This is a genomic window from Streptomyces tricolor (genome assembly GCF_002155905.1).
In the GTDB taxonomy this organism is placed as follows: Bacteria; Actinomycetota; Actinomycetes; order Streptomycetales; family Streptomycetaceae; genus Streptomyces; species Streptomyces tricolor.
This window is the reverse complement of the sequence record NZ_MUMF01000374.1, coordinates 1-10520: the sequence shown is the minus strand read 5'-3', so window position 1 is coordinate 10520 and position 10520 is coordinate 1. Positions and strand designations below refer to the sequence as shown.

The following is a 10520-nucleotide window of genomic DNA, read 5'->3' as shown; positions in this document are numbered from 1 at the left end:
CGCGCCGGCCGGCGCGGAGTACGAGCCGTTGCCGGCGGGGGCGGGGCGCATCGTGCGCCGGCGCCGGGAGGTGCGGGGCGGGACGACGGTCGAGGCCGAGCCGCTCGGTGCCGGCCTGTACCGGCTGCGGGTGCGCACCGAGAACACCGCCGACGCGGCCGGCCCCGAGGCCCCGCGCAGTGCGGTGCTGGGGCAGGCGCTGCTCGCCACGCACACCCTGCTCGTCGGGGACGGAGCCGAGTTCGTCTCGCTGATCGATCCGCCCGCGGGCTTCGCGGAGCAGGCGCGCGGCTGCCGCAACGCGTTCACCTTCCCCGTGCTCGGCGGGCCGCCGCCGGAGCCGGCCGGCGGCGACGGGGCGACGGGCGCGCTCCTGCTCTCCGCGCCGATCATCCTCCCGGACCATCCGCAGGTGGCGCCGGAGAGCCCGGGCGACCTGCACGACGCGGCGGAGATCGACGAGATCCTCACGCTGCGCACCATGCTGCTGACCGACGAGGAGAAGGCGGAGGCCCGGGCCACCGATCCACGGGCCGCGCGGATCCTCGACCGGGTGGACACCATGCCCCGGGAGGTCTTCGCCCGGCTGCACGGCGCCATCCGCTCCCTGGCCCCCGCACCGCGCCCCGCCGCCGCTCGGCCCGCCTGGTGGCAGGAGGGCGGGGACGACGGGCTGTGCCCGTCGACGGACACCGTCCTGGTGGCCGGGGTGCCCGTGGGCGGCGGCAGCCGGGTGCGGCTGTGCCCGCGCGGCCGGGGTGCCGACGCCCAGGACATGTTCCTGGCCGGGCGGACCGCGCGGGTGGCCGCGGTCTTCCACGACGTGGACGGCAGCGTCCGCCTGGCGGTGACGGTGGACGACGACCCGGCCGCCGAACTGCACGACTGGTACGGCCGGTTCCACTACTTCCGGCCCGACGAGGTGGCGCCGCTCGACCGGGCCGCGTGCCCCGCGCCGGCCGCCGCCCCCGCCCCACTCCCCGACCGGCTGCAACGGAGGCCGCAGACATGACCACACAGAGCGGGACCACCGACGTCCGCGGCGAGCCCGGCGGGGCCGAGGAGCGGGAGGGCTTCGAGGAGATCACCATCCTCTGGATCTCGGAGGGCATGAGCTGCGACGGCGACACCGTCTCCCTCACCGCGGCCGGCCAGCCCTCCATCGAGGACGTCGTGCTCGGCCTGATCCCCGGCCTGCCGAGGGTGAACCTGGTCAACAAGGTGCTCTCGCCCAGCCTGGGCGGCGAGGACTTCCTCGCCCCCTACCGGGCGGCGGCCCGCGGGGAACTGGAGCCGTTCATCCTGGTCATCGAGGGCTCGATCCCCAACCAGAACATCATCGAGGGCGACGGCTACTGGACGTCGTTCGGGAACGACCCGGACACCGGTCAGCCGCAGACGCTCAACGAGTGGATCGACGAACTGGCGCCCAGGGCCTGGGCGGTGGTCGCCGCCGGTACCTGCGCGACATTCGGCGGCATCCACGCGATGGCCGGCAACCCGACCGGCTGCATGGGCCTCGCCGACTATCTCGGCTGGGAGTTCACGGCGCGGTCGGGGCTGCCGGTCGTCAACGTGCCCGGCTGCCCGATCCAGCCGGAGAACTTCATGGAGACCCTGGTCTGGGTGCTCCAGCACGCGGCCGGTACCGCTCCCCCGCCGCCGCTGGACCACATGCTGCGCCCGCAGTGGCTGTTCGGGAAGACCGTCCACGAGGGCTGCGACCGGGCCGCGTACTACGAGCAGGCCGACTTCGCACGGGACTACAACTCCCCCAAGTGCCAGGTGAAGGTGGGCTGCTGGGGCCCGGTCGTCAACTGCAACGTGCCCAAGCGCGGCTGGATGGCCGGCATCGGCGGCTGCCCGAACGTCGGCGGCATCTGCATCGGCTGCACGATGCCGAGCTTCCCCGACGCCTTCATGCCGTTCATGGACGAACCCCCGGGCGGCACGCTGTCGACCCTGCTCGTCAAGCCGTACGGAGCCGTCGTGCGGCGACTGCGCGGGCTGACCAACGACATGGTGAACCACGAGCCCAAGTGGCGTCACAACAAGCGCAAGCTGACCAGCGGTTACGACCCGTACTGGCGCGCCTGACGCCGTCCGACCCGATCCCGCCACCGATCCGCTCGACCCGAACAGCGAGGGGCAGTACCGCAGATGACCACCACCGAGTCACGGCCCGCGGGACGCAGACCCGCCCAGATCGTCGACATGTCCTGGGATCCCATCACCCGGATCATCGGCAACCTCGGCATCTACACGAAGATCGACTTCGCCAACCGGGAAGTCGTGGAGTGCCACAGCACCTCGTCGCTGTTCCGCGGCTACTCGGTGTTCATGAAGGGCAAGGACCCGCGGGACGCCGGGTTCATCACCTCGCGGATCTGCGGCATCTGCGGCGACAACCACACCACCTGCTCCAACTACGCCCAGCAGATGGCCTACGGCGTCAAGCCGCCCAAGCTGGCCGAGCACATCACCAACCTCGGCGAGGCCGCGGAGTACATCTTCGACCACACGATCTTCCAGGACAACCTGGTCTTCGTGGACTTCTGCGAGGCGATGGTGAAGGCCACCAACCCCGGTGTGCTGGCCCGCGCCGAGCGCACCGACGCGCCCCGCGGGGACATCCACGGCTACCGGACCATCGCCGAGATCATGCGGGCCTTCAACCCCTTCGAGGGCGAGGTCTACAAGGAGGCGCTGAAGGTCAGCCGGATCACCCGGGAGATGTTCTGCCTGATGGAGGGGCGGCACGTGCACCCCTCCACGCTGTACCCGGGCGGGGTCGGCACGATGCCGCAGCCGAACACCTTCACCGACTACCTCAGCCGCCTGATGCGCGTCATCGACTTCGTCAAGAAGGCGGTGGCGATGAACGACGACGTGTTCGACTTCTTCTACGAGGCCCTGCCCGGCTACGAGGAGGTCGGCAGACGCCGTATCCTGCTCGGCTGCTGGGGTGCCTTCCAGGACCCGGACGTCGTGGACTACCGGTACGCGACGATGAACGAGTGGGGCCGGGCGATGTACGTCACCCCCGGCATCATCGTGGACGGGCAGCTGGTCACCAACGACCTCGTCGACATCAACCTCGGCCTGCGCATCATGCTGGGCAGCTCGTTCTACGAGGACTGGGTGAACGAGGAGCCGTTCGTCACCCACGACCCGCTCGGCAACCCCGTCGACATGCGCCATCCGTGGAACCAGACCACGGTGCCGGTGCCGCAGAAGCGGGACTTCCAGGGCAACTACAGCTGGGTGATGAGCCCCCGCTGGTACCACCCGGGGACCGGTGAACACCTCGCCCTGGACACCGGCGGCGGCCCCCTCGCCCGGCTCTGGTCGACCGCGCTGAGCGGCCTGGTCGACACGCCGTACGTCAAGGCGACCGGCGGCGGCGTCCAGATCACCCTGCCCCGGGGCGAGAAGCTGCCGGAGACGACCCTGGAGTGGCGCATCCCGAAGTGGAGCAACACCCTCGAACGGGACCGCGCCCGGCCGTACTTCATCGCCTACGCCGCCGCCATGGCCCTGCACTTCCTGGAAGAGGCCATGGGCATGCTCAAGAGCGGCGACACGAAGGTGTACGAGAACTTCGAGGTGCCGGACGAGGCGATCGCCGACTACGAGCGTGTCCTCGACACCGTCGACCTGGCCTCGATCGCCGAGCGCGAGAAGGTCACCCGGCACGACGTGAAGGCGCGGATCGAGGAGTTCAACGACCTCGCCGGGCACGAGCACGTGCACAAGGGCATGACCTCCCGTGACCTCACGGAGAACGTCGAGCAGCTGCAGATCCGGCTCTCGCTGGAGCTGATGCGCGACCGCACGGTGGCCGTGCTGGCCCGCCTCGGCAAGCTCGCGGGCGAGTACGCCGAGCTGGTGATGGCCGGCCGCTCGCACAACGTGGCCGCGCAGGCCACCACCCTCGGCAAGCGGTTCGCGACCGCCGCCGACGAGCTGCTCGTCGCCCACGGCCGGGTGGAGGAGCTGCTCGGCCGCTACCCGCTGCGCGGCATCAAGGGCCCGGTCGGCACCGCGCAGGACATGCTGGACCTGCTCGGCGGGGACGCGGCGAAGCTGGCCGAGCTGGAGAACCGGATCGCGCGGCACCTGGGCTTCTCGCAGGCCTTCACCTCCGTCGGCCAGGTCTACCCGCGTTCGCTGGACTACGAGGTCGTCACCGCGCTGGTGCAGCTGGCGGCGGCGCCGTCCTCGCTGGCCAAGACGATCCGGCTGATGGCCGGGCACGAGCTGGTCACCGAGGGCTTCAAGCCGGGCCAGGTCGGTTCCTCGGCGATGCCGCACAAGATGAACACCCGCTCCTGCGAGCGCGTCAACGGCCTGATGGTCATCCTGCGCGGCTACGCCTCGATGACGGGCGAGCTGGCGGGCGACCAGTGGAACGAGGGCGACGTGTCCTGCTCGGTGGTGCGCCGGGTGGCCCTGCCGGACGCCTTCTTCGCGCTGGACGGCCTGCTGGAGACCTTCCTGACCGTCCTCGACGAGTTCGGTGCCTTCCCGGCCGTCGTCGCCCGTGAGCTGGACCGCTACCTGCCGTTCCTGGCCACCACCAAGGTGCTCATGGGCGCCGTGCGGGCCGGGGTCGGCCGGGAGGTCGCGCACGAGGCGATCAAGGAGAACGCCGTGGCCACCGCGCTGGCGATGCGCGAGCAGGGTGCCGAGCGCAACGACCTGCTCGACAAGCTGGCCGCCGACGAGCGCCTGCCGCTGGACCGCGAGCAGCTGGCCGCGCTGATGGCCGACAAGCTGTCCTTCACCGGTGCCGCCGCCGACCAGGTCGGTGTGGTCGTCGGCCGGATCGAGGAGATCGTCAAGCGGCACCCGGAGGCCGCCGGCTACACCCCGGGAGCGATCCTCTGACCCGCGCACCGCGCTCTCCCCGCTTCACGCAGGCGGAGCTGGAGGCCGCCCGCGACCGTCTCGTCCCGGACGTGGTCGCGGACGGCCTCCGGGTGCTGTTCTGCGGCATCAACCCGGGGCTGATGACGGCCGCGACCGGCCACCACTTCGCCCGTCCCGGCAACCGGTTCTGGCCGGTGCTCCACCTGTCCGGCTTCACCCCCCGGCTGCTGCGGCCGGCCGAGCAGCGGGAGCTGCTCTCCTACGGGCTCGGCATCACCAACGTGGTGGCGCGGGCCACCGCGCGGGCGGACGAGCTGACCGCCGAGGAGTATGCCGAGGGCGGGCGGCTGCTGACCGCCAAGGTGACCCGTCTGAAGCCCAGGTGGCTGGCCGTGGTCGGGGTGACCGCCTACCGCGCCGCCTTCGCCGACCGCACGGCCCGGGTGGGCCCCCAGCAGCGGACGATCGGCGACACCCGGATCTGGGTCCTGCCCAACCCCAGCGGTCTGAACGCCCACTGGACCGCCGCCACCATGGCCGAGGAGTTCGCCCGGCTGCGCGAGGCGGCCGGTGCGGAGGATCACGGCGGGTCGGCGTCCGTCACTATGCCGAGGAGCTGAAACGGCAGCTCCTTGTCCCACTGGGAGACGCCGAGGGCGACCCAGCGCTCCGCCTGCGGGACCCGCCACAGCTGGACGTCCGGGACATGGCCGCTGAGCCCGGCCCAGGGCTCCGCGACGTCCTCGCCCGCCATGGTCCGGTCGAGCACGCTGTACAGGCTGAACCGGTGCGGCTGCCCCCACCGCTCGCCGAGCCGCTCCGCGAGGCCGTCCCGGTCGGCCTCGTACTGCTCGGCGGTCTCCTCCCATGCCGTGCCGTCGTCCTCCCAGAAGTCCTCGCTGGTCTGTAAGGCGGCTATGTGGTAGCCGGGCCCGCTCTCGCCGTGCTCCGTCCTGCCGTGCGCCGCCGGGAACTCCCGGGCGCACAGCAGGTCGATGAGGGTCAGGCACTTCGCGATGTCCATGCGGTCCAGTAAAGCGGGCACCACTGACAATTGGCGGCGCGTCAGGCGGGCCCCCGGCCAGGTCCCCGCGGCCCCGCGCCGCCGTCGGGCCGGCCCGCGCCGCCGCCGGGTGTCCGGGCAGCACCGTCAGGCGTCCCTGCGGCGCACGCTCCACGCACCCGCGAGGAGGGCCGCCGTCGTCCACAGCGCGGTCACCGCGAGTCCGCTCCACGGGCCGAGGGCGCCGTCCCAGCTGCTGTGCAGGGCGACTTGGCCGGCCCGGTCGGGCAGGAAGTCGGCGGCCGAGCCGGACAGGTCGCCGATGACGAAGGACACGATCAGCAGGAACGGGATCAGCACGGAGAGGGTGGCGACTCCGCTGCGCAGCACGGCCGCGAGTCCGGCGGCGAACAGGGCCATCAGCGTCAGGTGCAGCGCGCAGCCGACCGCGCCGCGCAGGCCCTCCGTCCAGCCGGGCGCCGCCGTGCCGAGGACGGCCCGGCCCACCAGCAGCGTGACGAACCCGGTGAGCAGTCCGACGGCCAGCGCCGGCAGGGCGATCGCCGTCGCCTTGGCGGCGAACCAGCGCCCCCGGTCGGGCACCGCCGCCAGCGACAGCCGCAGCGCGCCGCCCCGGAACTCCGACGAGACGGCCGTCGTACCGAAGGCGATCGCGGCGATCTGGCCGAAGCTGACGCCGAAGAACACCGAGAACAGCGGGTCGGAGCCGTCCGCGTCGGCGGCGGCGAGCGCCGAGAACGCGGCGGTGGCGACGAGGATCGCGGCGAGGGCGCCCAGCAGGGAGCGCAGGGTCCGGATCTTGATCCACTCGGCGTGGAGCACGGGCGCGAAGGGCATGGTCAGGCCTCCTGGTGCGGTGCGGTGAACTCGGCCTCGGCCGCGGTCAGATCGAGGTAGGCCTCCTCCAAGGTGGCCTCCCCGGCGGCGAGTTCCAGGACGGGGACGCCCGCCTCGGACATCAGCCGGCCCAGGTCGTCCACGCGCGCGTGCCGCACGGTCCAGGTTCCGTCCTCGTCGCGGGAGGCGTCGTGACCGTGCCGGGCGAGGAGGTCGCCGAGCGCCGCGGGGTCGGTGGTCCGGATACGGACGTGGGGCCGTACGCGCGCGTGGATGAAGTCCCGTACCGGTGTGTCGGCGAGCAGGCGGCCCCGGCCGAGGATCAGCAGGTGGTCGGCGAAGGCGGCGGTCTCGCCCATCAGATGGCTGGAGACCAGCACCGTACGGCCCTCGGCGGCGAGCCGGCGCAGCAGTGTGCGGATCCACACGATGCCTTCGGGGTCGAGGCCGTTGGCGGGTTCGTCGAGCAGGACGACCTCGGGGTCGCCGAGCAGGGCGGCGGCGATGCCGAGCCGCTGGCGCATGCCGAGGGAGTACGTCCGTACCCGGCGCCGGGCCACGGAGGCGAGGCCGGTCTCCTCCAGGACGGTGTCGACCCGGCGGGCCGGGATGCGGTTGCTCGCGGCGAGGGCCAGCAGATGGTCGCGGGCGGTGCGGGAGCCGTGCGCGGCACGGGCGTCCAGCAGCGCGCCCACCCGGCGCAGGGGTTCGCGAAGCGTGGCGTAGGCCTGGCCGCCGAGGGTGGCGGTGCCGGCGGTGGGCCGGTCGAGGCCGAGGAGGAGGCGGAAGGTCGTGGACTTGCCGGCGCCGTTGGGGCCGAGGAAGCCGGTGACCCGGCCGGGGGCGACGCGGAAGGTGAGGTGGTCCACGGCCCGCCGGCCGCCGTACTCCTTGGTGAGGTCTCGTACGTCGATGCTGGTCATGGCAACAGCCTGGCCGGGCGCGGCGATCGGCTCCTCCCCCGCCGGTGGAGACCGGCTCCCCCGTGCGGGGGAGGTCCGTTGTCGGTGCCGGCTGCGACGATGACGTCATGGCTCGCCTTCTGCGCCCGCTGCTGCGCGGGACGACGTACACGCGTCTGCTGCATCTGTGGGTGCCGATGCTGGCGGTCAGCGTCTGGCTCTTCATCGACCCGTCGACCCCGTGGGTGCCCGCGCTGCTGCTCGTCCCGCTCGGGCTGGTGCCCGCGGTGCGGCGCGGCGAGGGGGTGCAGGCGCGGCTGCTGCTCACGCCGGGCGAGCCGGAGCCGGGCATCTCCGAGGCGCCGGCGGCGACCTGGCGGGACCGGCTGCGCACGGTGCTGTGGCTGGAGCTGCGCATGCTGCTCGGCGCGGCGGCCGTGTGCGCCTCGGTGTGGCTGCCCGGCATCTGCTTCGAACTGGCGCGTCTGGCGTGGAGTGAGGCACCGGCCGGGATCCCGCTGCTGGACCGGCTGCCGCCGCACCCCGCCTGGGCGCTGCTGGCGCCGCTGCCGCTGCTCGCCCTCTACGGGGTGGTCGTCGGGCTCGGCGAGCTGGTCACGGCCGCCGCGCGCCGGCTCCTCGGGCCGTCGGCGGCCGAGCGGCTGGCCGCATTGGAGGAGCGCACCGAGCAGCTGCTGGAACGGACCCGCATCGCGCGCGAGTTGCACGACTCGATCGGGCACGCCCTGACGGTGGCGGTGGTGCAGGCGGGTGCCGCGCGCGCGGCCGGCGATCCGGAGTTCACCGACCGGGCGCTGGGTGCCATCGAGGAGACCGGCCGGGCCGCGCTGGAGGACCTGGAGCGGGTGCTGGGCGTGCTGCGGGAGGCCGAGCGGCCGCTCGGCGCGCGGCCCACGCTGGCCGAGGCCGGCCGGCTGCTGGAGTCGGCGCGGGCCTCCGGCGCCAAGGTCGACGCCGAGGTGACGGGGCCGGTCGAGGCCGTGCCGGGCCCGGTGTCCCGCGAGGGCCACCGCATCCTCCAGGAGGCGCTCACCAATGTGCTGCGGCACGCGGGGCCCGTCCCCGTCCGGGTCCGGGTCGCGGTCACCGATGGGATGCTCACGCTGGAGGTCCGCAATCCGCTGCCCGGGGCGATACCCGGCCCCGGGCGGGGCAGCGGCCTGCGGGGCATACGGGAGCGGGCCGCGCTGCTCGGCGGCACCGCCCGGACGGGCCCGGACGAGGGCGACTGGCAGGTGCGCGCGGAGCTGCCGCTCGGTTGATCTACGCTGGCCGGATGCCGGTCACCGTACTCCTCGTCGACGACGAACCCCTGGTCCGCGCGGGTCTGCGGGCCGTGCTGGAGGCACAGCCCGACATCGAGGTGGTGGGCGAGGCGGCCGACGGCGCGGCGGTCATCCCGCTGGTCCGGCGACTGCGGCCGGACGTGGTGGCCATGGACGTCCGGATGCCGCTGATGGACGGGATCGAGGCCACGCGCGCGGTGCTGCGCACGGTGCCGGAGCCGCCGAAGATCCTCGTGGTGACCACGTTCGAGGACGACGAGTACGTGTACGACGCGCTGCGCGCGGGCGCCGACGGGTTCCTGCTGAAGCGGGCCCGCCCGGCCGAGATCGTGCACGCGGTGCGGCTGGTCGCGGAGGGCGAGTCGCTGCTGTTCCCGGCCTCCGTACGGCGTCTCGCCGCCCGGTACGGCGACGGCGACCGGCCGGCGCGGGCCGCGCTGGAGCGGGCCCGGCTGACCGAGCGGGAGGCGGAGGTGCTGCGGCTGATGACGCGGGGGCTGTCGAACGCCGAGATCGCCGCCCGGCTGGTCGTCGGCGCGGAGACGGTGAAGTCGCATGTGAGCGCCGTCCTGGCCAAGTTGGGCGCGCGCGACCGCACCCAGGCGGTGATCGCTGCCTATGAGTCGGGGTTCGTGGAACCGGGGTGACGCAAGGGTGCGGCCGCGGGCGGAACCCGGCACTCGCCGGGCCGCGCCGGGCCGAGTACGATCCGGCCAACACGCCCGCGAGCTGGGAGGACGGACGGTGGGGCAGCTGACCGGCGGCGATCCCTCGCTGCTGCGAAGGATCAATTCCGCGGTGGTGCTGCACGCGCTGCGTGCCACGGACTGCGCGACGCTCACCGAGATCTCCCGCGTCACCGGACTGTCCCGGCCGACCGTCGAGGGGGTCGTGGAGGGGCTCATCGAGGGCGGGCTGGTCGTGGAGGCGGCGGCCGACGACGGCGGCGCCCGCCGGCAGGGGCGGCCCGCCCGGCGGTTCCGGTTCCGGGCCGAGGCGGGGCATCTGCTGGGCCTGGAGATCGGGCCGCACCGGGTCGCGGCGCTCCTGTCCGACCTGGACGGGCGGGTGCTGGGCGCGCAGGCCAAGGAGGTCGACGAGACGGCCGCCGCGGACGAGCGGCTCGACCGGTTGCGCGGCGCGGTCGCCGAGCTGCTGCGNNGCAGCTCGCTGCGGGCGGTGGGCGTGGGGACGCCGGGGATCGTGGAGGCCGACGGCACGGTGCGGCTGGGTACGGCCCTGCCGCAGTGGACGGGGCTGAAGCTCGGCGAGCGCCTGAGTCGTTCCTTCCGCTGTCCGGTGCTGGTGGAGAACGACGCCAACGCGGCGGCCGTGGCCGAGCACTGGAAGGGTGCGGCGACCGAGACGGACGACGTGGTGTTCGTGCTGGCCGGGCTNNGCTGCACCTGCTGGGCCGGGAGGCGACGCCGGAGGCGCTGCTGTCCACCACCGACGAGCCGCTGCACCCGCTGGACGAGCAGGCGGTCGCCGAGGTGTTCGCGCTGGCGCGCAAGGGCGACCAGCGGGCCCGGGCGGCCGTCGAACGGTTCATCCAGCGGCTGGTGCACGACGTGGCCG

Annotated in this window: 8 protein-coding genes and 3 pseudogenes; 8 read left to right on the top strand and 3 right to left on the bottom strand. The window is 73.5% G+C overall.

The window, feature by feature from the left end; genetic code table 11:
• The 5 genes and pseudogenes from CCN44_RS25605 to mug all read left to right on the top strand — a co-directional run.
• A pseudogene (locus tag CCN44_RS25605) lies at positions 1-1012 on the top strand (hypothetical protein); the annotation flags it as partial.
• Complete coding sequence (locus CCN44_RS25600; protein ID WP_059247208.1) at positions 1009-2097, top strand: NADH-quinone oxidoreductase subunit B family protein; 1089 nt, start codon at positions 1009-1011, stop codon at positions 2095-2097. The pseudogene CCN44_RS25605 and the gene CCN44_RS25600, both read left to right, overlap by 4 nt.
• Positions 2098-2160: 63 nt before the next feature.
• Positions 2161-2556: pseudogene (locus tag CCN44_RS47455) on the top strand (nickel-dependent hydrogenase large subunit); the annotation flags it as partial.
• Positions 2557-2565: 9 nt separating this feature from the next.
• The gene (gene purB, locus CCN44_RS46495) at positions 2566-4890 is read left to right on the top strand and encodes an adenylosuccinate lyase (protein ID WP_331478617.1); all 2325 of its coding nucleotides are present in this window, start codon (positions 2566-2568) and stop codon (positions 4888-4890) included.
• Between the two features lie 71 nt (positions 4891-4961).
• On the top strand, positions 4962-5492 hold the full coding sequence (gene mug / locus CCN44_RS25590) for a G/U mismatch-specific DNA glycosylase (protein ID WP_079080886.1): 531 nt from the start codon (positions 4962-4964) through the stop codon (positions 5490-5492).
• Here mug and CCN44_RS25585 read toward each other — a convergent pair.
• From CCN44_RS25585 to CCN44_RS25575, 3 genes are all read right to left on the bottom strand, one after another.
• Complete coding sequence (locus CCN44_RS25585; RefSeq protein WP_059248030.1) at positions 5453-5896, bottom strand: hypothetical protein; 444 nt, start codon at positions 5894-5896, stop codon at positions 5453-5455. The genes mug and CCN44_RS25585 overlap by 40 nt on opposite strands.
• A gap of 126 nt (positions 5897-6022) precedes the next feature.
• Positions 6023-6733 carry an ABC transporter permease gene (locus CCN44_RS25580; protein WP_086699885.1) on the bottom strand — a complete coding sequence of 237 codons (711 nt, stop codon included), beginning with the start codon at positions 6731-6733 and terminating at the stop codon, positions 6023-6025.
• Positions 6734-6735: 2 nt separating this feature from the next.
• Entirely contained in the window at positions 6736-7656 is a 921-nt protein-coding gene (locus CCN44_RS25575) for an ATP-binding cassette domain-containing protein (protein ID WP_059248032.1), read from the bottom strand.
• A 107-nt stretch (positions 7657-7763) separates the two neighbouring features.
• Between CCN44_RS25575 and CCN44_RS25570 the strand changes: the two genes are divergently transcribed.
• The 3 genes and pseudogenes from CCN44_RS25570 to CCN44_RS25560 all read left to right on the top strand — a co-directional run.
• Entirely contained in the window at positions 7764-8918 is a 1155-nt protein-coding gene (locus CCN44_RS25570; protein ID WP_086699882.1) for a sensor histidine kinase, read from the top strand.
• Between the two features lie 14 nt (positions 8919-8932).
• On the top strand, positions 8933-9589 hold the full coding sequence (locus CCN44_RS25565; protein WP_059248034.1) for a response regulator transcription factor: 657 nt from the start codon (positions 8933-8935) through the stop codon (positions 9587-9589).
• A gap of 97 nt (positions 9590-9686) precedes the next feature.
• Positions 9687-10520 (top strand): annotated as a pseudogene (locus tag CCN44_RS25560) (ROK family protein); the annotation flags it as partial.